Annotated in this window: 25 protein-coding genes; 10 read left to right on the top strand and 15 right to left on the bottom strand. The window is 42.8% G+C overall.

Features of this window, described 5'->3' with window-relative positions; genetic code table 11:
- The first annotated feature begins 352 nt into the window (after positions 1–352).
- Entirely contained in the window at positions 353–1,246 is an 894-nt protein-coding gene (gene galU, locus C7Y69_RS05440; RefSeq protein WP_013785214.1) for a UTP--glucose-1-phosphate uridylyltransferase GalU, read from the top strand.
- A 110-nt stretch (positions 1,247–1,356) separates the two neighbouring features.
- On the opposite strand, the gene C7Y69_RS05435 is transcribed toward galU, so the two are convergent.
- The 7 genes from C7Y69_RS05435 to queF form a co-directional block, all read right to left on the bottom strand.
- Positions 1,357–1,674: a ComEA family DNA-binding protein gene (locus C7Y69_RS05435; RefSeq protein ID WP_013785213.1), complete on the bottom strand. Its 318-nt coding sequence runs from the start codon at positions 1,672–1,674 to the stop codon at positions 1,357–1,359.
- Positions 1,675–1,901: 227 nt separating this feature from the next.
- Complete coding sequence (locus C7Y69_RS05430) at positions 1,902–2,909, bottom strand: isocitrate dehydrogenase (RefSeq protein WP_013785212.1); 1,008 nt, start codon at positions 2,907–2,909, stop codon at positions 1,902–1,904.
- A 201-nt stretch (positions 2,910–3,110) separates the two neighbouring features.
- Positions 3,111–4,817: a histidine kinase gene (locus C7Y69_RS05425; protein ID WP_126872033.1), complete on the bottom strand. Its 1,707-nt coding sequence runs from the start codon at positions 4,815–4,817 to the stop codon at positions 3,111–3,113.
- On the bottom strand, positions 4,774–5,148 hold the full coding sequence (locus C7Y69_RS05420) for a DUF3192 domain-containing protein (protein ID WP_013785210.1): 375 nt from the start codon (positions 5,146–5,148) through the stop codon (positions 4,774–4,776). The genes C7Y69_RS05425 and C7Y69_RS05420 overlap by 44 nt, the downstream gene beginning before the upstream one ends.
- A gap of 166 nt (positions 5,149–5,314) precedes the next feature.
- Positions 5,315–6,673, bottom strand: coding sequence for a nucleotide 5'-monophosphate nucleosidase PpnN (gene ppnN / locus C7Y69_RS05415; protein ID WP_041452576.1), 1,359 nt, complete (start codon positions 6,671–6,673; stop codon positions 5,315–5,317).
- A 2-nt stretch (positions 6,674–6,675) separates the two neighbouring features.
- Positions 6,676–8,229, bottom strand: coding sequence for a GGDEF domain-containing protein (locus C7Y69_RS05410; protein WP_126872032.1), 1,554 nt, complete (start codon positions 8,227–8,229; stop codon positions 6,676–6,678).
- A 72-nt stretch (positions 8,230–8,301) separates the two neighbouring features.
- A complete protein-coding gene (gene queF / locus C7Y69_RS05405) occupies positions 8,302–9,153 on the bottom strand; it encodes an NADPH-dependent 7-cyano-7-deazaguanine reductase QueF (RefSeq protein WP_013785207.1) in 852 nt (283 codons plus the stop codon).
- Between the two features lie 99 nt (positions 9,154–9,252).
- Between queF and syd the strand changes: the two genes are divergently transcribed.
- Entirely contained in the window at positions 9,253–9,810 is a 558-nt protein-coding gene (gene syd, locus C7Y69_RS05400) for a SecY-interacting protein (RefSeq protein WP_013785206.1), read from the top strand.
- Between the two features lie 106 nt (positions 9,811–9,916).
- Here the strand turns inward: syd and C7Y69_RS05395 are convergent, their stop codons facing one another.
- Positions 9,917–10,207, bottom strand: a complete 291-nt coding sequence (locus tag C7Y69_RS05395; RefSeq protein WP_013785205.1) for a hypothetical protein — start codon at positions 10,205–10,207, stop codon at positions 9,917–9,919.
- 245 nt (positions 10,208–10,452) lie between these two features.
- On the opposite strand from C7Y69_RS05395, the gene C7Y69_RS05390 reads away from it, so the two are divergent.
- From C7Y69_RS05390 to C7Y69_RS05380, 3 genes are all read left to right on the top strand, one after another.
- On the top strand, positions 10,453–10,818 hold the full coding sequence (locus C7Y69_RS05390) for a DUF3192 domain-containing protein (protein WP_013785204.1): 366 nt from the start codon (positions 10,453–10,455) through the stop codon (positions 10,816–10,818).
- Positions 10,819–10,959: 141 nt separating this feature from the next.
- Positions 10,960–11,622 carry a GNAT family N-acetyltransferase gene (locus C7Y69_RS05385; RefSeq protein ID WP_126872084.1) on the top strand — a complete coding sequence of 221 codons (663 nt, stop codon included), beginning with the start codon at positions 10,960–10,962 and terminating at the stop codon, positions 11,620–11,622.
- A gap of 67 nt (positions 11,623–11,689) precedes the next feature.
- Positions 11,690–12,118 (top strand): GFA family protein, encoded by a 429-nt coding sequence (locus tag C7Y69_RS05380; RefSeq protein WP_126872031.1) that lies wholly within the window; start codon positions 11,690–11,692, stop codon positions 12,116–12,118.
- Between the two features lie 58 nt (positions 12,119–12,176).
- Here the strand turns inward: C7Y69_RS05380 and C7Y69_RS05375 are convergent, their stop codons facing one another.
- Entirely contained in the window at positions 12,177–13,433 is a 1,257-nt protein-coding gene (locus C7Y69_RS05375; RefSeq protein ID WP_013785201.1) for a Y-family DNA polymerase, read from the bottom strand.
- Positions 13,433–13,846 carry a LexA family protein gene (locus C7Y69_RS05370; RefSeq protein WP_013785200.1) on the bottom strand — a complete coding sequence of 138 codons (414 nt, stop codon included), beginning with the start codon at positions 13,844–13,846 and terminating at the stop codon, positions 13,433–13,435. Before C7Y69_RS05370 ends, C7Y69_RS05375 begins: the two co-directional genes overlap by 1 nt.
- 344 nt (positions 13,847–14,190) lie before the next feature.
- Between C7Y69_RS05370 and C7Y69_RS21510 the strand changes: the two genes are divergently transcribed.
- Positions 14,191–14,358, top strand: a complete 168-nt coding sequence (locus C7Y69_RS21510; protein WP_158306774.1) for a hypothetical protein — start codon at positions 14,191–14,193, stop codon at positions 14,356–14,358.
- A 570-nt stretch (positions 14,359–14,928) separates the two neighbouring features.
- Here the strand turns inward: C7Y69_RS21510 and C7Y69_RS05365 are convergent.
- On the bottom strand, positions 14,929–15,234 hold the full coding sequence (locus C7Y69_RS05365; RefSeq protein WP_013785197.1) for a DUF3301 domain-containing protein: 306 nt from the start codon (positions 15,232–15,234) through the stop codon (positions 14,929–14,931).
- A 3-nt stretch (positions 15,235–15,237) separates the two neighbouring features.
- Entirely contained in the window at positions 15,238–16,284 is a 1,047-nt protein-coding gene (locus tag C7Y69_RS05360) for a DUF3549 family protein (RefSeq protein WP_013785196.1), read from the bottom strand.
- 102 nt (positions 16,285–16,386) lie between these two features.
- Here C7Y69_RS05360 and C7Y69_RS05355 point away from each other — a divergent pair, with 102 nt between their 5' ends.
- The 3 genes from C7Y69_RS05355 to C7Y69_RS05345 all read left to right on the top strand — a co-directional run bounded on the left by C7Y69_RS05355 (position 16,387) and on the right by C7Y69_RS05345 (position 18,089).
- A complete protein-coding gene (locus C7Y69_RS05355) occupies positions 16,387–16,770 on the top strand; it encodes a YqcC family protein (protein WP_013785195.1) in 384 nt (127 codons plus the stop codon).
- A gap of 3 nt (positions 16,771–16,773) precedes the next feature.
- A complete protein-coding gene (truC, locus tag C7Y69_RS05350) occupies positions 16,774–17,571 on the top strand; it encodes a tRNA pseudouridine(65) synthase TruC (RefSeq protein WP_013785194.1) in 798 nt (265 codons plus the stop codon).
- A gap of 68 nt (positions 17,572–17,639) precedes the next feature.
- Positions 17,640–18,089 carry a flavodoxin gene (locus tag C7Y69_RS05345; RefSeq protein ID WP_013785193.1) on the top strand — a complete coding sequence of 150 codons (450 nt, stop codon included), beginning with the start codon at positions 17,640–17,642 and terminating at the stop codon, positions 18,087–18,089.
- Positions 18,090–18,174: 85 nt separating this feature from the next.
- Here the strand turns inward: C7Y69_RS05345 and dapD are convergent, their stop codons facing one another.
- The 3 genes from dapD to map form a co-directional block, all read right to left on the bottom strand.
- On the bottom strand, positions 18,175–18,999 hold the full coding sequence (dapD, locus tag C7Y69_RS05340; protein ID WP_013785192.1) for a 2,3,4,5-tetrahydropyridine-2,6-dicarboxylate N-succinyltransferase: 825 nt from the start codon (positions 18,997–18,999) through the stop codon (positions 18,175–18,177).
- Positions 18,996–21,647, bottom strand: a complete 2,652-nt coding sequence (glnD, locus tag C7Y69_RS05335) for a [protein-PII] uridylyltransferase (RefSeq protein ID WP_013785191.1) — start codon at positions 21,645–21,647, stop codon at positions 18,996–18,998. The genes dapD and glnD overlap by 4 nt, the downstream gene beginning before the upstream one ends.
- A 483-nt stretch (positions 21,648–22,130) precedes the next feature.
- Positions 22,131–22,925 (bottom strand): type I methionyl aminopeptidase, encoded by a 795-nt coding sequence (gene map / locus C7Y69_RS05330; RefSeq protein ID WP_013785190.1) that lies wholly within the window; start codon positions 22,923–22,925, stop codon positions 22,131–22,133.
- 362 nt (positions 22,926–23,287) lie between these two features.
- Here map and rpsB point away from each other — a divergent pair, with 362 nt between their 5' ends.
- On the top strand, positions 23,288–24,019 hold the full coding sequence (gene rpsB / locus C7Y69_RS05325) for a 30S ribosomal protein S2 (protein WP_013785189.1): 732 nt from the start codon (positions 23,288–23,290) through the stop codon (positions 24,017–24,019).
- Positions 24,020–24,106 lie beyond the last annotated feature (87 nt).

Here is a 24,106-nt window from a genome sequence, read left to right as displayed (position 1 = left end):
GAATTCTAAAAGCACTGCTTAACGAATGTAAGCTTTCACTAAAGATGTGCAGGTGATAATTTTTGGTGCATATCGCTGAATTAAAAAGGGGCGTTGATTAGCCAAATCCTTTTATTTCAAAAACATTATTTTTCAATGATGTTGCGCTGATTAGCACCAGTTATATGTGATATGAATTGAAATATGTGCTTCATGATGAAGCTTTTTATTTTTATAATAGAAATCATAGTGAAGTGAACTTTGAGTTTTATTAAAGCGTAACCGTTTCGAGCCAAAATGAAATTGTGAGTATGGAATGTGGATTGCATACATCATTTTAGGTTGAGGATTATCAGTACAAGGACATTAAATTATGAGTCAAGTAAAGAAAGCCGTTATTCCAGTTGCGGGTCTAGGTACCCGAATGCTTCCTGCTACAAAAGCAATTCCTAAGGAAATGCTTCCAGTGGTAGATAAGCCACTTATTCAATATGTTGTGAAAGAATGTGTCGCAGCAGGGATAAAAGAAATTATATTGGTAACCCACGCTAGTAAGAACAGTATTGAAAACCATTTCGATACGTCTTTTGAGCTTGAAGCCACATTGGAAAAGCGTGTTAAGCGTCAGATACTTGAAGAAGTACAGTCAATTTGTCCGAAAGATGTCACCATCATGCATATACGCCAAGGTGTAGCGAATGGTCTCGGTCACGCTGTATTGTGTGCCCGTCCTATCATTGGTGATGCACCTTTTGCGGTAGTATTACCCGATGTGATTATTGACGATGCAGCAAGTGATCCGAAAAAAGATAACCTTGCAGACATGGTTGCTAAGTTTAATACCACCCGTGTTAGCCAAGTTATGGTCGAGCAAGTTCCTCAAGAAGATGTAACTAAATTTGGTATTGCTGACCTTGATGGCGCCGCAATTGAGCCCGGTGAGTCTGCGAAAATCCACAAAATGGTAGAAAAACCTGCGCTTGATGAAGCACCGTCTGATTTAGCTGTCGTGGGTCGTTACGTGCTATCTGAGAAGATTTGGGACTTACTAGAGTTCACTCCTCCTGGTGCCGGCGATGAAATTCAACTTACAGATGCTATCGATGCATTAATGAAGGTTGAACAGGTTGACGCTTACTACATGAAAGGTAAGAGCCATGATTGTGGTAGTAAACTAGGTTACATGAAAGCTAACGTAGAGTACGCGCTTAGACACCCAGCGTTAGGCCAAGAATTTAAAGAGTATATTGCTAGTCTTAGCATCTAGGGTTACAGTATCTAGGATCACAGTATCTAAAATTACAGCTATTTAAAAGCGCGCTCATGGCGCGCTTTTTTGTGCGTGTCTTCCAAACTGAGTAACACCAATTGTGTTTTTTAGTCTTTTACTACAACATAACCCTGTAACTTAGATAGCATCTTTTCACCAATGCCCTTTACTTCAGTTATTTGGGCAACTTCTAAAAACGGTCCAACATCTTGACGGTAAGCGATAATCGCTTTTGCCTTAGAAATACCTACGCCGGGTAATGTTTGAAGCTCTTCAATACTCGCGATATTAAGGTCGATTTTTGTCGCGATACCAACACTTACCATCGATGATGAAGCATCATTATCTAATGGGGCAGCCGATATGCCTGGTGTGTAAATAAATAGCGCAGATAAAACCAGTAAGCTTGTTAATTGTCTTTTCATTGTCATTCCTTGTTTGGGTGTACACCATTTGTACAGCGTTGATGTTACCTACAGAGACAAATATGAAAAGACCAGTTTTGGGACAGTTTTGTCAGACGGCCATCACTAGCTTAAGGCGTTTTTTCTTTTTTGTGTGAGGGAGGAGAAAAGAGAAGAATGTATGCAGTAAGAGACAGATACAAAAAAGCGGGCTTGAAGCCCGCTTTATCAATGAGGTCTATTTAGCCTTAAAGGCGGTCAATTAACGCTTGAGTAAATTCATTTGTACCGGCTTCACCACCAAGGTCGCGAGTAGTGCGGTCGCCAGTTTCAATAACATCTTTTAATGCGCTACGAATCTTTTCTGCTTTATCACCCATGTTCAAGTATTCAAGCATTTGAGCCGCTGCAAGAATAACTGATGTTGGGTTAGCCAAGTTCTTACCTGCAATATCAGGAGCAGAACCGTGAACAGCTTCGAAAATAGCACAGTCTTCACCAATGTTAGCACCAGGAGCCATACCAAGGCCGCCAACAAGTCCTGCACACAGGTCAGAAAGGATATCACCGAATAAGTTAGTCGTAACAATTACGTCGAACTGATGTGGGTTCATTACCAACTGCATACAGGTATTATCTACAATCATTTCTGTAGATTCGATATCTGGGTAACGTTCGCCCACTTCACGAGCTACTTTTAGAAATAAACCCGAAGTAGACTTCAAGATATTAGCTTTGTGAACGGCAGTAACTTTCTTACGGCCTTCACGACGCGCTAATTCGTATGCGAAGGTTACAATTTTTTCAGCGCCGTCACGGGTGATTTTACTCATCGCTTCAGCTTCGTTACCGTCTTCTGAAACCACTTGTCCAAGACCCGAATACATACCTTGAGTGTTTTCACGCACGGTAATGATATCAATATCTTCGTAACGCGCTTTAGTGCCTTTGAACGAGATCACTGGGCGTAAGTTTGCGTAAAGTTTAAATTGTTTACGTAAGCTAACGTTAATTGATGTGAAACCTTCGCCAACTGGTGTAGTTAGTGGGCCTTTAAGTGCCACTTTATTTTTAGCAATAAGGTCTAGTGTTGCTTGTGGTAGAAGTTCACCATGCTCTTCAAGGGCAACTAAGCCTGCATCTGCGTAGTCATAGGCAAAATCACAGCCAACTTTATCTAAAATTTTAGTGGTTGCATCAATAATGTCTGGGCCAATGCCGTCACCGCGAATGACTGTAATGTGTTGCTGAGTCATGTGGAAGGATCCTCTGATAATTCTATTGTCAAAATCGTTAGGTTTACTACATTTTAGCTTAGCGAGCGAAACGCGCCAAAGAAGACCGCCTCATCTTGTTATTGTTATGAAAATTAGGGGGAGCTCATTGAAGCGGCGCTAAGCGGCGTATTTTATACGATAGCGGGGCTAAGTTATAGCCATTCGTAAAGATTAATTTTACTAGTGCAAATTAAGTGGGCAAAACAGATATTCGCCGAGTCCTTCCATCACGCGGCAAACGTCTTCACTTTTCAAGTCTATGGTTCTTCGCAGTGTATCGAAGGTGTTGTCAGTGGCGGTATCTCGCACCTTCAACGGGAATAAGTATTCTCTGGCAAGACCGAAAGACAGTTGTAAAATGGCATGTTCCTTTTTCAAAGAAGCGGCCACCTCTGCGTGGCGCCGACCAGACTGGTGAATCACTGCTCGCCATGTCGCACTTTGGTGCCAATTTCCTGCAAGTTCACCTGAAATAATATGCCATGAAGAAACGCCTTTAACCTTGAAAGCGTTATCTATCTGAAAGTAGTCTTTGTGATTAACGGGTAGTTGAGTCGCTACTTTTAATCCTGGCAGCGTGAATAAAGGCGCACACAAAAATGTGGTCACTAGAGCGGCAGATTGAGGGGTAAATTTGGTTTTTGTTATTGATGCTAACTGCGCTGCAATACCACACGCCAAAGAGGTAAATTGTTTGCTGATGGCAAGCAATGGATATTGATGTTGGGTTAAGCGTTCTATTAAGGCATGTTGTACCAGCATATCGCCCACTCTTTCCAAACCATAGGTTAATATTGCTTGTTTAAGGCTTGTAACCGGGAGTTTAAGGCGATTGTCTAGGCTAGCAGTGGAAAGCAAGAACTGCTGGAAGCTGGGTACCTTCTCTACCTTTTGACATAAATTAGGTACATCCACATCAGCTTTTTGCAATTCATCAATAATCTCTATCAGGGCTAAGGGGGGGCGCTGAATAGGGAAGGTTGTGGGTAAAAAAGGCTGCTCTCCTTTCACGCTTCGGGCGTTCTCACAAGCTAGATATTGATCTGAGAAATCTTCAAAGCTCAGATACAGCTCTTTAGGGGCTAAAAGGGTATTACGCTTAACCCATAGTATTTTCTCGTCCTCATTCCTACTTGGTGAATGAACAAGCGCATGCTGTTTTTGTATATCTATCACAATAGCGGGGTGCGCTTTTACGTATACCCTAGCTCCAGGTGAAGGTATTGAAATGAGTGATGCAATAGGATGCAAGAAAGTTCGCTGCATGGTGGGTACACGCTGAGCGATAAACGCCAGAAGACTCGACCTCGAGTGACTGTCAGTACAATAAGAAAACACACTGGTTATTAGGCTTATGCGTTGCAGTGAGGTTAATTTTGCTTCGCCAATATGTTTTATGGATTGTGAGCTGAAAAGCACTTTTTGTAACGCGATAATCTGTCGCCACATGGTGAGGTTATGGTCGTTAATGAACGTAAGTAACGCTTTTTTTTGACTAATTATCTGGCCTTTTGAGGTATTAGCCACATTAGAAGAAGCTAGATTAGAAGCGACTAAATAATACGTAGCCAAGTGGGCCGCAATAATATGCTGTAAAAAGTGGTCGTTATAGTTATTGAGTTTGCCAAACAGTGCTAGGTTCAACATATGCCGGGTGAGAGTATCAATGTCACTCGTACACTTTTGAAGTGCTAAAGGAATGGCGGGGTGGGTTTGAGTAAATGAAAGTGTAAGCTTAGCTCGCTGAAGACAGGTATTAACAGTGTCTTGAGGCGATGAAGTCAGTGCAGGTAGCGAAAGCAGAGCGTCAGAAAGCTCAGAAGCATCATTGAGCTCCATTTGGCTAGCTTTGCTGGTAACTTGAATACGCCCCGTCGCCCCACGCAATTAATTTCTCATTTTCAAACAATAATGGCGTGCATTCGTCTTGCGTGGTTAAACCATCTGCACGAACGTGCTGTGTACGGTAAAACATCACTTGAATAGCATTTTCATTTTGTCGTTTGGCTTCGGTAATATCAGGCGAACCAAGCAAGGCCAGCACTTCCTCTCGGGTGCTACCCAGCTTTAATTTGGTAATTTGCACGCGGTTATATTCTTCGCGATCTTTCCAGTCCATATTTTCAGGTTTATCGGGATAAACTGAAATCACTAGAAATACAAAAGCTGCATACAATGCTATGCCAGCAAAAATGAGTCGAATTACCTTGGAGTTCATAACCCTAACTTTTCGTTTTTCTGCGCTAAAATAAACAATTTACAACATGTATATAGGTTACAAACTGTAATTTCGCAGTTCCTTTATTTGAATAACTACTTAAGTCTACAGTGTACCGTAAAAAGTTCATGGACGGTAAGTGTTAAACGTAAGGAAATGCGTCTAGCTATTTCTCAATGGTATAGCACGGTGTGTATGCAGAGCCGGGAAGCTTCATTCTCTGTTGAGAAACAAAAGATTCTAATAGTGTATCAACCCGCTCCATCAACGTTGCATCACCTGTCAGCCTAAATGGCCCATGCTGTTTAATGTGCTGAATCCCTTCTGCCTTAACGTTACCAGCCACAATACCTGAGAATGCTTGCCTTAGCGCTATCGCTAGCGAAGCATTATCCTGATCATGATGTAACGCTAAATCTGACATGGTTTGATGCGTAGGAATAAATGGACGCTGAAAGTCTTCTTCTATCTTTAGTGACCAATTAAAGCTGTAGGCATCGCCCATTGCTTCTCGGTACTTTTTAACTCTCCCAAGCCCTGTGCGCATAACCCGAGCAACTTCTTCAGGATCGTCAACAATGATCTGGTATTTGCTCTGTGCTTCTTTCCCTATCGTCGTACCGATGAATTCATCAATGGCTTCAAAGTAAGTCTCAGAACCCGCTGGACCGGTAAGGATGACAGGGAAGGGCTGCTGGGCATTTCGTTCATTCATTAATATGCCAAGCAGATAAAGTAACTCCTCAGCGGTGCCAACGCCGCCGGGGAAAATCACAATGCCGTGGGCTAGGCGAACAAAGGCCTCAAGGCGCTTTTCAATATCTGGCATGATGACGAGTTCATTAACAATCGCATTGGGTGGCTCTGCTGCGATAATGCTAGGTTCAGAGATACCAATGTAACGGCCTTCCTTATATCGTTGTTTAGCATGCCCAATGGTAGCCCCTTTCATGGGCCCTTTCATTGCACCTGGGCCACAGCCTGTACAAATATTCATTTCTCTGAGCCCTAACTGGTAGCCCACTTCTTTTGTATATTTATACTCAGTTAGATTAATAGAATGCCCGCCCCAGCACACCACCGTATTAAGGCTATCGTTTCCTTCAAGTGCCTGTGCATGGCGCAACATGTCAAACACCATGTCGGTAATGCTCACACTATCGGCTGGCGCACTTTTGTGGGTAAACGCATACTTATTACCCATATAAAGCAGATCGCGAAGCACGGCAAAGATGTGCTCATGTACACCAGTAACTAAAGTGTCATCCACAAAAGCAACTTCTGGTGGATTTACCAATTCAATTTTAACGCCGCGTTCTCTACGTACCAGCTTGATATCGAAATTTTCGTAAGGCGCAAAAAGCACTTCGTAATCATCTTCATCGACACCACTATTTAGTACTGCTAAGCAACAGTTTCTGAACATGCCATACAGTGCACTATTTGTTGTATCTTGTAATTGAGCCACTTCAATTTGCGACAACTGACTCATCCAACCAACAGGATTTAACTGCACTTTCTTCATACTTATTCGTCTCTGTCAGTAATAACGCGGTTGCGACCGCTATTTTTAGCTTGGTAGAGCAAGTTATCAGCACGTTCAAAAACAGCGTCTGGGGTGTCACCTTTATTGAAAAATGAAGCACCAAATGATGCCGTTATAGTGACTTTTTCTTGCTTAAACTTAAACGGTAAAGAGGCCAGTTTCGTTCTCATGGTTTCAAGTAAACTGATGACTTTTTGTTTATTCATACCGGGTAGAAGTAAAACAAATTCTTCACCGCCCCAGCGCGCCATAAAGGTGTTCTCTGTTAATTGTTGTTTAAGGTTCTTTCCTACCACTTGTAGTGTTTTATCGCCGGCAGCATGACCGAAACGGTCGTTGATTGACTTAAAGTGGTCTATATCGATGACGGCCACCGCTAAATCATCACCGTTATCTTGCCAAGACTGAACTGCTTTCGATAACTTTTCATTGTAAGCTTGGCGATTAGGTAAGCGGGTAAGCGGGTCGGTTTGGCTCAGCATCATTTGCTCAGCCAGTTTCTTTTTATAGGTTAGGGTTTGTTTTTGCAGCTGCTCAATTCTGCTTTGCATTGAGCCAAGTAACCCCATTAACGATGCTTGACCTTGTGAGTCTAATTGCGCTTGTTCATTCAATGTGCTGGCAATATTTTGAACACAGAATTGTGTGTGTTCTTTTAGAGACTCCAAAGAGTCGCTGTGTGATACCGCCTCTTCAATACTTTCAATATGCGACTGAAGCTGCGCATTACCGACTTGTCGTTGCTCAAACTGAGTCCGGCTATTTTCCATGCTTAGCTGAATGTCTCCTCCCATTTTGCCTATGGAGTTATGCAAGCTTTGAATAACCTTGCCAGTTAGGCTGGCCTCAGCCATGGCGTCTTGTACTATCATTCGAAGGATAACAACACAGCTTTTAAGCAATTGGTCTTCCGACATACCTTCCGTCAGTTTTTTCTGTATATCAACTAATTGACAGTCGTCAGGTTGGCGCTGGGCATAGCTGGCAATAAGTTGGTTTAGTTCCTCTAAAATAGACTTATAAAGCGGGTTCACCGTATTGTCTTTATTGCTTTCTTTACTATTTTCCAGTGCAGGTGCTTCACCCTTATTCTTTCCAGCTTCAAGCTCACTGGCTGCACTACTCGCCAATGCCGCATGATGCAACTCAATAGCCTGCTGGAATAGCTTGTAAATACTAAAAATATCCCCTACCGGCTGGTTCAGAGTTATCAATTGCTGTGTGGCTCGTTTTTGAAGCACTTCATCTTCAAACACTACTTTTTGAAGACGCTTAGTTGCACTTTCCAGCAAAGCCACAGTTTCAATACTGTATTTTTTTAATGTCAGTTCTTGATGTTGAAGCGCGCTATTAAGCTTGTTGATGCTTACCGTAGCAAGAGTAAAGTTTGGCGTGCCGGACAAATGCCCTCTCAATATTTGTAGTTCGCTATCAACTTTGTCGGAAAACCCTTCATAAAAGGCAGACAAGCGAACGATAAATTGTGAAAGTAGCGTATTGTGTTGCTTATAAGTTTGAAGCTGTTTGGCGTCCATAATTGTTGTTTACTCAACCTTAGGTGAAGTCATCCTGCACATTTAATGATTCTATTAAATCTGTGCGCTAAATTATTGGCGAGCTTGCCTTTTATTTGCGTAGGGCGTTTCAAAATTAGAGCGGAAAGGGTTTATGTCGAGCCCTCCACGTCTTGTGTAACGCGCGCATACTGTCAACTTCTCAGGTTGGCAGTGTTGCATAATGTCACAGTAAATTCGCTCTACACACTGTTCATGAAATTCATTGTGCTGCCTGAAGCTAATCAAATATTTTAGTAAGCCTTCGTGATCTATGCTTCTCCCTTCATAACGAATTTGCACACTGGCCCAGTCAGGCTGACTGGTAATAAGGCAATTCGATTTAAGTAAGTGGGAAACCAAACTTTCAGCCTTTTTCTCGTCCGTTACTTTTAACAGCGATGTGTCAGGCTCGTAAGTTTCAACTGAGATATCAAGTTCATCAAGCAGTACACCTTCAAATTCTTTAAAAGTTAATGTATTGAATTGATTGGGAAGCGTTAAGCTGACCATCACGGGCTCACCCGCACATTTTGATAGGTCGGATGCCAGTGTGGCTCGCACATCTTCAGGGCTTTCAAAAGCGGTTTGATTAAAGCTATTTAAATATAACTTGAATGACTTCGACTCTATGAGATTTGCAGAAGTAATAGGTACATTACATTCAAGCAAGGCTACGTGAGGCTTTCCTTTTTTGTTGAGCCAAGACAATTCATACCCAGTCCATGTATCAATACCTGTAAAGGGCAGGGCTTCAGCGTTCAACGATAACGTATCTCGGCTTAAGCTACGGGGTACGCCCTGAAGTAGGTTAGGGTTGTAATGAAATTCATATTCAACCTGCTTCCCCAATGAAAGATCCTTGGGCGCTGAAATAGAAATTTTATCGTTTACCTTCGAAGTCATATTTACCTATATATTCTAACCGTTTTAGATGTGCCGTCTTACTTGAACTTGGCACCTTATACCTATAGTGTACCTCAAAAATATTGGTGTAACCCCATAATGGCCTTAACAATTAGTAATGAATTAACCCAACTTATCGGTGCTTTCACTTCCCATCATGAGCGCAGTGGCAGTCTGCTGACTATACCTTATGATAGTCAATGGCCCTCACCTTGCTACTTAAAGCAGGGTGATGAGGGTGAATTGGTACCGTGGGAGCCCAAGCGCCAAAGTGACAGTCAGCAGTCTGCGCTAAGTTTTAAGAATGTTGAAGAGGCATTAGACATTAAGCTCAACGCTGATTTTTGTCAGTTCTTTACCCAATTTTTCAGTAACAATTTACCAGTAGCTGCAGAGCATGGGGCTTGTGAGTTATTGCAAGTTTGGAATGAAGAAGACTTTGAGCGGCTTCAACAAAATTTAATTGGACACCTATTAATGAAAAAGAGACTGAAACAAGCGCCAACACTCTTTTTTGCATTAACCGATGAAGATGATTTTGTTTTGAGTGTGTTAAATAGCACTGGAGAAGTGGTGTTAGAACAAGTTGGAAGGCCACCACAAAAAGTCATTTCGCCAAGCCTGCCGGCATTCATAGCCACACTACGAGCTGAATGAGTTTTTTGTGTCATGCCGTGCTGAAAAAAGACACGGCATGTAGTCGTTACCAATGAAGGTGGCGTTTAAAGCTAGTGACGTCAGGGACTTTATTAAGTGTTTAGGCTTACTCAATAGATGCTTCTAGCCGCTTTTGTAGCATCGCCATTTGCTGTTCAAGCAACGCCACCCGTTTTGAAAGCGACGCAATGGTTTCTACTTCCTTCCCGTTAATAGATGCAGGATCTGATGCGCCATTCGCAGCATTAAAATGTTTGATAGCTTCAATAGCCTCTGTTACCGATGCTTTAAAAGGCGCTTTTGCTCTAAGTAGTGCCACAGAAGGCGATGTCCCTTTTTGCACCATTTGCTGACATACAATCATTAATTTCTGCAGATTATTATTTTGCAGTGACATTTCATTCGCCAATAAATTACAAGACGTCCAGCTTATCCACTTAAGCTTGATTTCGCTAGGGTTTTTAACCAATAAATTGTGTCAAACTGACCACTAATTAATATAATAAACCACGTGTTATGAATTTAATAATCACTAAATTTAACTAAAGCTATTAAAATCAGAAGCTTAAACAATTGGTCTCATTCTTGATTACCTAATTGCATATAACAAAACTACAAACGATAAAAATCAGAGGAAATCACATGAAATCGATTATCTTACCACTCGCATTAGCATCATCATTCTTACTTACTGGTTGCGTGGTATCTGTAGGTGGGGGGAGTGATAGCCATTATGGTACTGATGTAGAAGACCGAGAATACAATAACCGCAAACATATCTCGAACCTTGAAACAGGAATGAGCTATGAAAGCGTATTAAGAAAAATGGGGGTGGCTGATTTCAACGAGCTTTATGAAAAGCAAGACGGTACCTATCGCGTATTGTTTTATCGTACTCAAAGAACCATGGGTGATGGCATAACAACGAAAGATGAATGTACGCCAATAGTATTTAAAGATAGTGGCCTAGTAGGGTGGGGTGATAGCGCTTACCACCTAATGAATTAAGAGTAACATTAATTTAACATCTTGGTGTTTTTGCCGTAAAGTGACCATTAATTGGTCACTTTTTGCATTCTGTGACTATTAATTTATAGATTATTGAGGGCTGCACCTATGACAAATGACACACTAACCGACGGCCAAGCGATGAATGCACAAGGGGTCAATGAAGCATTAGAGCCACTTGTGTCATCCCTTGAAGCTATCAAAGCCATTTACCTTGGTGTAGATGATTTGAAGGTTGCTGCTTCTATATTATTTAATGCGTACGTAGATGATCCACTTTTTAGCGACATATTTCAGGCTGAAAAAGAAGGTTATGAGAGTCGGTTGCGCTCTGCTATCAGAGAAGAGTTAAACGCTTTTTGGGTGGCAGAGCAACCTATTGTAGGGCTGTTCGATGGCGAGCGACTACTCGCGGTCGCATGCCTTACCGCGCCAGACGCTGCATTTGGTTCTGGGCGTTACTGGCATTGGCGTTTGCGTATGCTACTTACCGCTGGCCTTTTCGGCACAAAGCAAATGCTAGAAAAAGAAGAAAAAGTTCGCGCACTAGTCCCTGCGGTTAACTTTCATATGCTAAGTTTTATTGCCGTTCACCCTGATTATCAACACCATGGACTAGGTCATACACTATTAGGTGCTATTGACAGCGTAGTGGAAGAAGATGCTAAAAGTGAAGGGGTAGCAGTGTTTGTTACAGTAGCTAAACACAAGCCCTTTTTTAACGACGATAACTATGATGTGGTGGGAGAGCTAAGCCTATCTCACGTAAAAGGCGATGTAATGTTTAGGCGAAAGCCTGCATAAATTGTCATAAAAAATGCGTAAACTGGGTGAGGACTTTACGTTGTTTAATAAATAAGGTGGTATGCAAATGCTAAGTGCGCAAGGAAGTTGCCTGTGCGGGGCTATTACCGTAATGGCGGAGAATATTAACCCTAAATTCACTGTTTGCCATTGTGATTCTTGCAGACAGTGGGGCGGTTCGGCGCTGTTTGCATTACAATGCGGTACGCAGGTCAAATTCGAAGACACGACCTCTAGTGGTAATAACGTTAGCATTCACCGGTCGTCAGATTGGGCTTCTCGCGGTTTTTGTGGCAACTGTGGTACTCATCTATTTTACAAGCTCAATGAGACCGGTGAGTACAATATTCCTGTCGGTATATTTCAAGCACTAGATGGGTTAGAAATGGATATGCAGTACTTCAGCGATCAACGCCCGCACTACTATTGCTTTTCTAATAAAACAAAAGAAATGACCAAGGCTGAAATTCTGGCGTATTTCGCTCAACAGTCTTGAGTTACCAACAGGCAAAGCATGCACCGCTATTAACACGGGAAAGAAGCTATCCGACGTATCAACATTTAATGCGCGGGATCTCTTCCCATCGGGTAGTGGCTCTTTTCGTTAAGAAGTCTCTTTTCATGGCAAAATTTTGTTGAAAGCCCCTAGCCCCAAAATGCATCGTGTTTCTGCCATATCTAGCGTTTGTACTGTCAAGCACTGCCATTAATGCCGAGTTGTCCGTACTGGGTGTAAATAAATCGTCTTGGCGATATTTTTCGTCGCAAATGTCCAACAGACCCACACCCACTTTGTAGTAACGCACGCCTGGAATAAACAGTTTATTGAGCGCATCAGACGCTGCGTGAATAATATGTCGAGTATCATTGGTAGGAACAGCAAAGCTGGAAAGCGCCGACTGCTTAACATATCTGCTATCGTCATGAGGCGAATTTGCCGCAAAGAAGGTGGCGCTGTGAGCGAGTGAGTGTTGAGCGCGTAGTTTTTTAGTGGCTATTTCAGCGTGGGTGGCTAACGCTGCTCTCAATTCATCTTGTGTGGTAACTCTCTTTCCAAAACTACGGGTGCTGTAAATTTCTTTTTTAGCGGGTCTTATCTCATCCCACGTCATTCTTAGTTCACCCTGAAGTTCTCTCACTGTATTTTCTAGCACAATAGAAAAATACTTACGCATTTTAGCGGGGGATTGTTGTGACAGTGTATAGGCATTATTAATACCCATGGCCATCAATCGTTTTTCCAAGCGCCCACCAATACCCCATACATCTGCTACTGCCATGCGGGGTAATAATGCCTGCTTTTCTTGCTGCGTATTAATAACCGCTGAACCTCGAAAGCCGTCCAGCTTTTTTGCAGCGTGATTAGCTGCTTTAGCAAGGGTTGGAGTGGGGCCAAATCCAACGCCCACGGGAAGCTTTACCTCACGCCAAATAGTTTTTCTTATCTCATAGCCTAGGGCCAGCCATTCACTATCATGTAGGCGTGGCGAAAAGCGCATGAAAGCTTCATCAATACTGTATTCGTGCAATTCATCACAGAATTGAGACATGACAGAAAACATTTTTGAAGACACATCGGCATAAAGCTCATAGTTAGACGAGCAAACAACAACCCCTGCTTTTTTTGCTTCCTCTTTCACCTGAAAATAGGGAACGAACTTTTTAAATCCTAATCTTTTGGCAATAGGGCAGGCTGCGACCACGCAGCCATCGTTATTGCTCAACACCATAACGGGTTTGTTTCGCAGATTAGGGTTGTAGATTTTCTCGACCGATGCATACATAGAAGTGACATCTACTAGCGCAAACACTACTCACCTCCTAGTCGACGGGAGAGTTTTTTGTGAAGCCTAATGGAGCGCGTTACCACCCCTTCTATTGAAAATTCATCGCCTTCTTTTAAAAAGTAAGGTTTGTACAAGGGTGATGAAGAACGCAAGCAGCCGTGGCGTTTGTCTACACGCTTACAGACGAACTCACCGTTTAAGGTCGCCACAATAATGCACATGTCAGAAATATCTTCAGCTCTTGAGACAATCAGCAGGTCGCCGTCATGAATGCCATCGTCCATCATCGACTTGCCTTGTGCGTAGCCAATGAAGGTAGCAGCAGGTTTATCAATAAGCAGAGAATCTAGACTCAAGCCTAGTTCGGTATATTCTGCAGCAGGCGACTCGAAGCCTACGATGCCCGCTTGTGCAGTGATAGGAATAAATTTAAGCATACACTTCAAAAATACTGTTTATTTGTACAGTATTTTAGTGGGTTCATACTCATCAATCAATCTCAGTACAGAAAATACTCGTCTTAATGGCGACTGTAATGACCGGCAAAATTCGCAATTGGTCATAATGACGACAAGCTTTGTACGACATTTCCTACAAAAGTGTAGGAAATGTGGGTTTTTTTTCGTGGTTTATATCTAGACTAAAGTCTAACGTTGTTGATTTTTATAGGTTTTTCATTTTCAGATCATATTAACTCCTTATTTTCTCCTTAATTTATTGTAATTCTGCCTAGCGGGAATTCTTGGTAGGGATATTATTAATGGCGTCACAGGGAAACACGATGAGTCAGGATGATTTTAAGGACAACCTTGGACAACTTAAGGAAGAGAATCCCTTAACAGGAGTGAGGGGAGATGGAATAGCAGGAAGCATCACAGGGATGATAAGCGCACCGGACGTGCTGAAATGGAATTGCCAAAGAGACAAGCAAGGAAAGCGCAAGCGATAAGGAATCGCAACAGGAAGTAGAAAGGATTTGGCGAAGGATCGTCATAAAAAGGAAAGATATAGGATATATCGTAAAGGAAAGCTTGGAAGGCTTAAGCAAGGATAGTTTGCGCAGGATGCGCAAGAGCAAGGCAGCTCAGGAACGAACGGACCGCTTAAGGATTGAGCTAGTTGCACAGGATGTGTAATGTAGAAAGGATGAAAGGATAGGAACACTAGCTTTTGCTGGCAAGGAACAGCCTTAGGATGAGGCCCCCACGTGCAGGATAGGTGGGATGCTTAGGATAAATGGAAAGGGATTTACGCAAGGATGGGTAACTCGCACGGGAACACGCGAGAGAAGATGGAAAGGGGCGTATATGGATTTTAATCGGGAAGATTTTAGTCGCAAAGGAACGCAGAGAGGGAAACTCAAAATTCCAGGAAAAGGGGTAGCAGAGAGGCTACCCCTTTTTTTTGCGTAATTTTTGGCGTTGCCACTAAAACGCTCACGTTTAAAGACGCCCATTCCGCTCGGCATAGTCATCTCGTTCATACCTAATACTATAGCGGGCTAACGAATCCGAAGAACTTAATTAACTCTGTGAGGTGGTAAGGTAGTTCTTATAATATGTTTGCCTACTAACTCCACTTCTCCGCTGTATCTGTCTTCACCATTACCGGAAAATTCAAACACAAAGATATTATGCCAATCAGGCTTGCTGTAGTTGAAGGTAATGCGGGTTTTGGCTCTGGCAATACTGAGCAGTTGCAGTTGATTGTTTTTACAGTACTGGCGCAGGTAACTATCAGTAAATTCGGAAATACTTCGTATGCGCCAAAACTGAAAGGCGACAAAGCCTAAGCCCAACCATAAGGTTAATTCAAGAAGTGTCATTCATTACCCCTTAGTTTGTGAAAACAGCGTGCCAATTGCGCTGGCCAGTAAGTCACTGCGTTCTGGGGTTCTTAGTATGCCTAGTACTAATTCACGTAACTGGGGTACTTGAACAAGATCAGAGAAGAAGCCGCGGAATACGTCGCCATTATAGTTTTCTTGGTTATCGACCTCGGCAACCGCTTCAAAAAATAGCAGCAGTAATTTCTCGTCCATTTGCTGAAAATGGCGGGCAGCAATAACACTTAATATATCTAATCGGTTCAATTTCTTAGCTTCAAAGTGAGACACTAATTGCGTATATATAGTGTCGTTTTTGGTCTCACAAGACAAACCCCGTAGCGCGGCTAAACTTATTTCATCACCGTCTAACACTGAAAGCATGCATTGGTTAAGCCGCTCAGATACGTTCGCAACTTCGGCCATTTCCATAAAAGCCCGTTGAAATGGTTCGGCAAAAAGTGAAAAGTTACGCAGCACACTGTCTTGCACTTCTTGAGCGTTTTCCATTGAGTCTAATCTAATGACCACATCCGCAATTGCCTGTAAGGGAATGGTTTGCCAGTCAGCCACCTGCGGCGCTTTCACGTAGGCGATAACATACTGTGCGCTGACGCTAATCGGCTGATTCAGCTTCGCGCGAACCAGTGCATTAAATTGCGCAAGTAATGACTGCGCGGGCACAAATGAATAAGGATTATCTGGCAATGTGTTAGCCGCTTCAGAATCATCAGAAATTGATTGGCCTAGTGCATCGACAATAATTTGCAGAAAATGGTTTCTTGAAGCCGCTACCACTAATCCCTGCTCGTCTAGAGGGAGTTTGATAAACCAAATATAGTGCTGATTTGAGCTATTTTTATTCCAAAAAACAATGCCGAACCACGCATGTTGCTGGCGAGGGAAGGGCGCAACAGTTGAGCCATTCTCAATATCCAAAAACGCCTGATTGTCTAAAGCGGTAAGTCTTCGACCCATATCAAAAACAATATATTCTGTACCTGCATGCAATAAAAATTCGCTGATAGAGTTAATACTGTTTGCGTTCATTTCAGGCGTTCTCACTTCATAAAACTGATTTTAGGGCGCAAAGTTTAGCATATTTTAGTTGCCGACAGGCAAAGGCATTGTTCTTTTAAAGGTGCGAGCGGAATGAGTGCTGCCTCTGGTATACTGCCGTCCAGATCTATACGGCAAACCTTAAACCATGTAATGACGATGAAGTTAATAGAAGAATTCGAGTATCATTTAAATACGCTAGAAACAGCGATGCGCCAAACTAAAACGTGGCCGAACAAATCACCTAGCAAGGCGCAATTAGCCAGTACTGCCCCTTTTGCTATTGATACCCTGTCTTTTTTCGAATGGCTGGCGTATGTTTTTGTGCCTAAATGTCATTACTTAATAGCGATGGGTCAGCTACCAGGGAAGATGGCAATTTCCCCTGCAGCGCATATGTATGCACCAGACTGTCCCGAATCTATCCTAGTTCAGTTGCTTGCACTTGATAAACTTACCGAACGCAATAAGAAGTAATTTATGCCTGAAGAATTTCCATTTACCCAATGTGAAACCCCAAGTGAAAAGGCTGGCAGCAATAGTGTGCAGCCATACCCGCCGCTTAATATTTTATATCAAGATGAGCATATCGTGGCCATTGATAAACCGCCGGGTTTATTAGTGCACAGAAGTCCTATCGACAGGCATGAAACTCGCTTCGCCGTGCAGACATTAAGGGATCAGCTCAACAAGCACGTATTTCCCGCTCACCGACTAGATAGGCCCACATCCGGTGTACTATTGTTTAGTTTTGACAGTAAAACAGCGGCGCTGCTTGGCCAGCAGTTGATGAATAAGCAGGTGCAAAAGCAGTATCACGCTATTGTTCGTGGTTATGTTAAACATTCAGGGCTCATCGATTATGCGCTCAAATATCGTTACGATAAAATTGCCGATAAACATAAGCGCCCGCAGCAGGCACCTCAGCAAGCCACAACGGTATACGAAAGTTTAGCGAACTATGAATTACCTTTCGCCGTAGGTAAATATGAAACCGCCCGCTATTCATTAGTAAAACTTTTGCCCTCGACAGGACGCAAACATCAATTGCGTCGTCATATGGTACATATTAGGCACCCTATTTTGGGAGATACCACCCACGGAGACGGAAAACAGAACAAATTTTTGCAAACACACTTTAGTTTTCAGAATTTGGCCTTAAGTTGTACGCAGATGGGTTTTTATCACCCGATAACCGGAAAGTGGCTATCGGTGTTTGTTAGAATGCATTCAGAAATGCAACGAGTGTTAGATGCGTGGCAAGAATATCAGGTTTAAGGTTTGGGCTAGAAAGTGTGATGCTTAAACGGGAAACCCACACGATTTGAAAAGATAATGAGGAAGTAATGGCGACATTAAAAATTTTTGCAGGTACCGTGTATGGCAATGCGCAACATGTAGCAGAGCAAGTTGAAGAAAATCTTGCAGAGCAAGGTGTAGATTGCGAGCTTGAGAGCGATCCTTCAGTAAGCGACTTTACCGATGCCGACGCTATCTTATTGATTACTTCTACGACTGGCCAAGGCGATGTTCCACCAAACTTAGAATTTGTCTTCTCTGATTTGAAAGACGAGTTTCCATTGCTAAACGACAAGCCTTTTGCTGTTGCTGCGTTAGGTGATAGTAGTTACGGGGAAAGTTTTTGTGGAGCCGGTCGTCAATTCAATGAATTGTTATTAGAGCTGCAAGGTAAAGCAGTAGCCGACATGCTAGAAGTGGATGCCCTTGAGACCCTTGAACCTGAAACCATGGTTATTGAGTGGGTTAACGGTATTAAAGCTCAGTTAGGCGTGTAACGGGGTTCGACAATTATCTCAAAAAATAGAAAAGGGCGCTAGGCGCCCTTTTTTAATGCAAAACGTTTAATACGTGAATACAGACTTATTCAACACCACGTAGTAGGGCATTAATACCTACTTTTGCACGGGTTTTAGCATCTACTTTCTTCACGATAATGGCAGCATATAGGCTGTACTTTCCGTCTGGGCTTGGCATGTTACCTGAAACTACTACAGAGCCCGCAGGTACGCGGCCATAATGTACTTCGCCGGTTTCACGGTCGTAAATACGGGTGCTTTGGCTAATGTAAACGCCCATTGAAATAACTGCGCCTTCTTCAACAATAACACCTTCAACAATTTCAGAACGTGCGCCAATAAAGCAGTTATCTTCAATGATAGTAGGGTTCGCTTGAAGTGGCTCTAAAACACCACCAATGCCTACGCCGCCAGATAAGTGAACGTTCTTACCGATTTGTGCACAAGAACCAACCGTTGCCCATGTATCTACCATGGTGCCTTCATCAACAAATGCACCAATGTTTACGTACGAAGGCATAACAACCGCATTTTTACCAACGAAGGTACCCGTGCGGACTGCAGCAGGAGGCACAATACGCGCGCCATCATTAGCAAATTGTTCAGCAGTATAGTTGCTGTATTTCAAAGGCACTTTGTCGTAGTAACGGCTTTCAGCGCCTTCAATAACGTCGTTGTTGTGGAGGCGGAAGAAAAGCAAAACGGCTTTCTTTAACCACTGATGAACAACCCATTCGCCCGCGATTTTTTCAGCTACACGCGCTTTACCGCTATTAAGCAAAGCAATAGCATCGGCAACGGCTTGTTTCACTTCTGCTGGTGCAGAAGATGGGCTAATGTTGTCGCGGTTTTCGAAGGCGTCTTCAATAATGGCTTTCAATTCATTCATGGTATCGTGATATCTTCAAGTTGATCGAGTTTAAACAAGATACGCTTTTTCAAGCTCACTTGTTGTTCTTGGGTTAATGCTTTGCCAGCATCATTACTGACAATAAATATATCTTCTGCGCGCTCGCCGATAGTAGCAATTTTTGCCAGCTTCAAGGTGACATTAGTATCAACAAAAGCATGGCCAATTTTAGCTAAAATGCCGGGCGCGTCTAGTGCTTCTAACTCAACGAGTGTCGCTTCATCGCTCACACCGAAAAAGCGTACTTTAGTAGGCACGTCTAGCTGTTTCATTTGTCGAGGTAGTTTACGCTTATTTTCGTGTGAACGGCCTGGTTTTTCAAGCTGGGTGCTAATCGCTTTTTCTAGCGATTGAATTCGGGACTCAGATGTTAGCCTGGAACCATCATTTTCAAGCACCAACATACTGTCAAACACATAGCCATCGCGGGTTACGGTAACATGGGCATCGTGAATAGAGCAATTACGACTGTCTAAAACGGAAGCTACTTGTGCAAATAAGGCTTTTCTATCTTTACCGAAAAGAAAAATTTCCGTGCCGCCTTTTGCACTGTTGTCATTGGCTTTAACGAGAAGCTGGTCGCTATCTGGTGTTAGCCAATCATCCTGAGCCTTAACGATTTCTTCGGTATGCCATGCAATTTGGGTGGGCTTGAATCGTACAAAATAGTCATCATCTAACCGCGCCCATAATCCATCAATGGATTCAGAGCTAACCCTGCGTTCGTGCAGAATTTGTTGCGCTTGATATTTGTGAGTAGTCACTCGCTCACTTAATGTTACTTGGCACTGTAACCCGTTATCTAATGCTTTTTGCGTCATTAAATAAAGTTCTCTAAGCAGAGATGCTTTCCAATCATTCCACAAATTATCGTTGGTTGCCCGAATGTCTGCAAGGGTAAGGGTATAAAGTAAATTTAAGTGGTTGTGGCTTCTTACCGCGCCAGCAAATTCACTGATAACGTCTGGATCGTAAATGTCTCTGCGCTGCGCCACTACCGACATTAGCAGGTGGTTTTCCACTAGCCAGCTTATCATGGCCGCGTCGTTCGCCGGTACATCATGCTGTTCACAGAACTTAGCAACATCAATGGCGCCTAGCGTTGAGTGGTCGCCGTTACGACCTTTAGCGATATCGTGAAATATAGCAGCAATATACAATACTTCTGGCTTGTCTAGATTGCGACAGATACGGCCACAGCGTGGAAAATCTTTGTTCTCTTTCGAGAAAAAATAATTCACGTGCTTCACTAAGCGGTGCGTATGTTCATCCACTGTGTAGGCGTGAAACAAATCAAATTGCATCATCCCTACAATGGCATCCCACTCAGGTAAGTAAGCTTGTAAAATGCCGTACTGATGCATAATGTCCCAACCAAAATTAAAAAAGTCGGGTTGTTTTAGCAAGACCATGAGCTTTTCACGGCAAGCGGGGCGCTCAACAAAGTAAGCATTCTCAAATGTACGATGTGCGTTTCTTATTTGGCGAATACAAGTGGTGCTTAAACCTTGAACTTCAGGGGTATTAGTGACCACATTTAAAAAGTCTAAAATGGCTTCTGGCGAAGAAAAAGCATTCTCATGGCGAGGCGAAATCATATTATCGAGTAATTCGAAATCTTCGTTAATAATCGCGGTACGCTGAACACTCTGATTAAGCATGTCATACTTGAACCGTTGCAAAAGCATTTGGTTCAATTCAGAAACTCGGGCAACGGTGCGGAAGAAGTCACGCATCATCTTTTCAACTGAACTTTTTCCTTCTTCTCCATACCCCAGCATGGCGGCAACATCAGGTTGGTAATCAAAAAGAAGGCGGTTTTCACTTCGCCCTGCAACCAAATGTAAGGCACAACGCATTTTCCACAAATGCATTCTACAGGTGATTAATTCGCTGTGTTCTTGCTCGGTAAAGTAGCCGTGCCCCACTAGGTTCCAGCCGTCATATTCTTTAAAGTGTTTTTTTGCCACCCAACCAATAGACTGGATATCCCTTAAACAGCCTGGGTTTTCTTTGATGTTAGGCTCTAGGTTGTACGCTGTACCGTTAAATTTAGCGTGACGTCGCTTTTGTTCATCGTACTTGGCCGAGAAAAACGCTTTACTCGACCAAGAATTTCGCCCGTTTACTTCATCCCACAGCTTTTCAAAAATAGATTCGCTGCCGCAAAGCAATCGACTTTCTACGAGGTTAGTGGCAATGGAAATGTCGTCTTTGGCAAGGCTGACGGTTTCTTTGATGGTACGTACTGACTGACCCACATCAAGCTTAATATCCCAAAGCAGAGTAATAAAACGACTGACTTTTTCTTGGGTGTCGGGCTTAAGGGTTCGTTTGCTCACTATCAGCAAATCAATGTCGGAATAAGGTTGAAGGTGCCCGCGTCCATAGCCACCTACGGCACATAATGCTAATTCACTTTCATTGTCTAAACCGTAGAGGTGCCACAAATGGCACAAAAGGGCATCAACGAATTGTGCACGCCCAGTCACAAGTTGGTTAACAGGAATGCTATCGAATGACGCTTTTATCCATGCATAGCTATCTTCTACACACGACTTGATGGCAACTAAGTCGTCAACCGACGTTATTTGATCAATATTTTTTATTAGGGATTGCAGCGTCAAATTACACCTTCTATGCGTACAGCTTTTTGAACACACTGAACCTTACCATGAAATGAAACGAAATCGCAGTGCCGATTAGTTGCATACCCAAGGCAATATTGTGAATAAATATACGAAAATGTTATAGGTATGCTGCAAGCATAAGATGAAATATGACAGCGCTATTTTCAAGGCGGGCAATAGGACTGATAGCAATAGGGCTGATAGCAATAGGACTGATAGCAATAGGACTGAAAGTAACAGTCAATGCGATAGCTCAGAGGAATAGCGTGGTAACTAGTGTGCTGTCGTTCCTGCTAAAAACCTGTGATGTACATTCGTAACCAACAACGAAAGAAAGGAAAAAAGCATGAAGGCGTAGTAGAAGTATAAAAACATATAGCAACCAAAAAAGTTAAGCTGCTATATGTTTATATAGGCGATTCAAACACTAAATAAAGAGTGCTTATCGAAACTGACCATTATTTGTCAGTGTGCAAAACGTTAACTGTGTGAAATCACTCGCGGAAGGTCTTCTTCGTCACGCAATGTTAATACTTCCACACCGTCTTCGGTAACCAGTAAGGTATGCTCCCATTGTGCACTTAAACTTCTGTCTTTGGTTACTACCGTCCACTGGTCAGGAAGAATTTTTGAGTAACGCTTACCTGCATTCACCATAGGTTCAATGGTGAAGCACATGCCCGCCTCAAGCACATCGCCAGTGCCAGGCTTACCGTAATGCACGATTTGTGGCTCTTCGTGGAAACTCGCGCCAATACCATGACCACAGTACTCGCGCACGATTGAATAGTTATGCGCTTCTGCGTGGGTTTGGCAGATATGACCAATATCGCCCAATGTCATACCCGGTTTTACTTCTTTAATCGCTTTATATAAGCATTCTTGTGTAACTCGGCTTAAACGCTCTGCCATAATCGTTGGCTTTCCAACGGTAAACATCTTAGAAGTATCACCGTGGTAACCATCTTTAATAACAGTGACATCGATATTAATAACGTCACCATCTTTCAATTTTTTGTCCGAGGGGATGCCATGGCAGATGCAATGGTTTACAGACGTACAAATTGATTTAGGGAAAGGCGGGTGACCATAGTTTAATGGCGCAGGAATAGCTTGCTGCTCATTAACAATGTAATCATGACAAATTGTATTTAACTCATCTGTCGTTACACCCTTTTTTACATAGGGTCCAATCATAGTGAGTACATCGGCTGCTAGTTTTCCAGCCACGCGCATTTTTTCGATTTCTTCAGAGGTCTTAATAATTGCTGACACAGCGTCTCTCTATTCGTTTATTTAGGCCGTTACGCTACCGCTTGTAAAATAGGGCAGAGGTTAACGCACAGAATATATCTATATAGGTATATTTTAGCCATTAGGATTGAATGTGTATAGGGGCAGTCTTAAAGAATGCAAGTAATGGCAAAACTGGCAGTAAAACTTGAGTGGGTATGCGTAATATGGTATAAAGCGCGCGCCCTGACGGAATGCCCTTAAAAGCGTTTGGTCAAAAGGGTAAATTAAATTTAATTAAAACACACATATACCAACACTGCGTATCGGGGTGTTCTACTTATTTACTTAGGTGGGATCGATACAATGGGTATATGGAGGCCTAACCCCGAGAGGAAATTAAAATGGCAAATGTTTCAATGCGTGACATGCTGAAAGCCGGTGTGCATTTCGGTCACCAAACTCGTTACTGGAACCCTAAGATGAAACCATACATCTTTGGCGCACGTAACAAAGTTCATATCATCAACCTTGAAAAAACAGTTCCACTTTTCAACAACGCTCTTAACTACCTATCAAGCGTAGCATCTAAGAAAGGGAAAATCCTTTTCGTAGGTACTAAGCGCGCTGCTGGCGATGCGGTAAAAGATGCAGCTGTTAAATGTGACCAGTTTTACGTTAACAAGCGTTGGTTAGGTGGTATGTTGACTAACTGGAAAACAGTTCGTCAATCAATCAAGCGTTTGAAAGAACTTGAGCAGAAAAGCCAAGACGGTACTTTCGAAAAGCTGACCAAAAAAGAAGCCCTAATGCTTCAGCGTGAAATGGAAAAGCTTGAAAACAGCCTTGGCGGTATCAAAGATATGGGCGGCTTGCCAGACGCTATCTTTGTTGTCGATGCAGACCACGAGCACATTGCTATCACAGAAGCACGTAACCTGGGTATTCCAGTTGTTGGTGTTGTGGATACTAACTCTAACCCAGATGGTGTTGATTACATCATTCCTGGTAACGACGATGCAATCCGCGCAGTTCAACTTTACTTGGATGCCGCTGCTAACGCTGTGATTTCTGGTCGCGAAAGCAACCTTGAAGCACAAGCTGAGCAAGACGACTTCGTAGAAGCAGCAGAGTAATTCTGTTCGCTTTACTGTCATATCAAAAGCATATGATAGTGCAACAATACGAAACGTATTGAGAGGGGCGATAACGCCCCTTTTACC

Origin of the sequence: Alteromonas sp. KS69, assembly GCF_003989595.1 — a bacterium.
Taxonomy (GTDB): Bacteria; Pseudomonadota; Gammaproteobacteria; order Enterobacterales; family Alteromonadaceae; genus Alteromonas; species Alteromonas naphthalenivorans.
This window is presented reverse-complemented; position numbering and strand designations above follow the sequence as displayed.

What these genes read in the sequence shown, in the direction of transcription:
- C7Y69_RS05435 (WP_013785213.1), bottom strand. Translation starts at nt 1,674, where the DNA reads ATGAAAAGACAATTAACAAGCTTACTGGTTTTATCTGCGCTATTTATT.
- C7Y69_RS05345 (WP_013785193.1), top strand. Translation starts at nt 17,640, where the DNA reads ATGGCGACATTAAAAATTTTTGCAGGTACCGTGTATGGCAATGCGCAA.
- C7Y69_RS21510 (WP_158306774.1), top strand. Translation starts at nt 14,191, where the DNA reads ATGAGTCAGGATGATTTTAAGGACAACCTTGGACAACTTAAGGAAGAG.
- C7Y69_RS05380 (WP_126872031.1), top strand. Translation starts at nt 11,690, where the DNA reads ATGCTAAGTGCGCAAGGAAGTTGCCTGTGCGGGGCTATTACCGTAATG.
- C7Y69_RS05410 (WP_126872032.1), bottom strand. Translation starts at nt 8,229, where the DNA reads ATGGACGCCAAACAGCTTCAAACTTATAAGCAACACAATACGCTACTT.
- C7Y69_RS05355 (WP_013785195.1), top strand. Translation starts at nt 16,387, where the DNA reads ATGAGTGCTGCCTCTGGTATACTGCCGTCCAGATCTATACGGCAAACC.
- C7Y69_RS05385 (WP_126872084.1), top strand. Translation starts at nt 10,960, where the DNA reads ATGAATGCACAAGGGGTCAATGAAGCATTAGAGCCACTTGTGTCATCC.
- dapD (WP_013785192.1), bottom strand. Translation starts at nt 18,999, where the DNA reads ATGAATGAATTGAAAGCCATTATTGAAGACGCCTTCGAAAACCGCGAC.
- ppnN (WP_041452576.1), bottom strand. Translation starts at nt 6,673, where the DNA reads ATGAAGAAAGTGCAGTTAAATCCTGTTGGTTGGATGAGTCAGTTGTCG.
- syd (WP_013785206.1), top strand. Translation starts at nt 9,253, where the DNA reads ATGGCCTTAACAATTAGTAATGAATTAACCCAACTTATCGGTGCTTTC.
- C7Y69_RS05365 (WP_013785197.1), bottom strand. Translation starts at nt 15,234, where the DNA reads ATGACACTTCTTGAATTAACCTTATGGTTGGGCTTAGGCTTTGTCGCC.
- queF (WP_013785207.1), bottom strand. Translation starts at nt 9,153, where the DNA reads ATGACTTCGAAGGTAAACGATAAAATTTCTATTTCAGCGCCCAAGGAT.
- galU (WP_013785214.1), top strand. Translation starts at nt 353, where the DNA reads ATGAGTCAAGTAAAGAAAGCCGTTATTCCAGTTGCGGGTCTAGGTACC.
- C7Y69_RS05390 (WP_013785204.1), top strand. Translation starts at nt 10,453, where the DNA reads ATGAAATCGATTATCTTACCACTCGCATTAGCATCATCATTCTTACTT.
- truC (WP_013785194.1), top strand. Translation starts at nt 16,774, where the DNA reads ATGCCTGAAGAATTTCCATTTACCCAATGTGAAACCCCAAGTGAAAAG.
- C7Y69_RS05360 (WP_013785196.1), bottom strand. Translation starts at nt 16,284, where the DNA reads ATGAACGCAAACAGTATTAACTCTATCAGCGAATTTTTATTGCATGCA.
- C7Y69_RS05395 (WP_013785205.1), bottom strand. Translation starts at nt 10,207, where the DNA reads ATGTCACTGCAAAATAATAATCTGCAGAAATTAATGATTGTATGTCAG.
- C7Y69_RS05420 (WP_013785210.1), bottom strand. Translation starts at nt 5,148, where the DNA reads ATGAACTCCAAGGTAATTCGACTCATTTTTGCTGGCATAGCATTGTAT.
- C7Y69_RS05430 (WP_013785212.1), bottom strand. Translation starts at nt 2,909, where the DNA reads ATGACTCAGCAACACATTACAGTCATTCGCGGTGACGGCATTGGCCCA.
- C7Y69_RS05370 (WP_013785200.1), bottom strand. Translation starts at nt 13,846, where the DNA reads ATGCTTAAATTTATTCCTATCACTGCACAAGCGGGCATCGTAGGCTTC.
- rpsB (WP_013785189.1), top strand. Translation starts at nt 23,288, where the DNA reads ATGGCAAATGTTTCAATGCGTGACATGCTGAAAGCCGGTGTGCATTTC.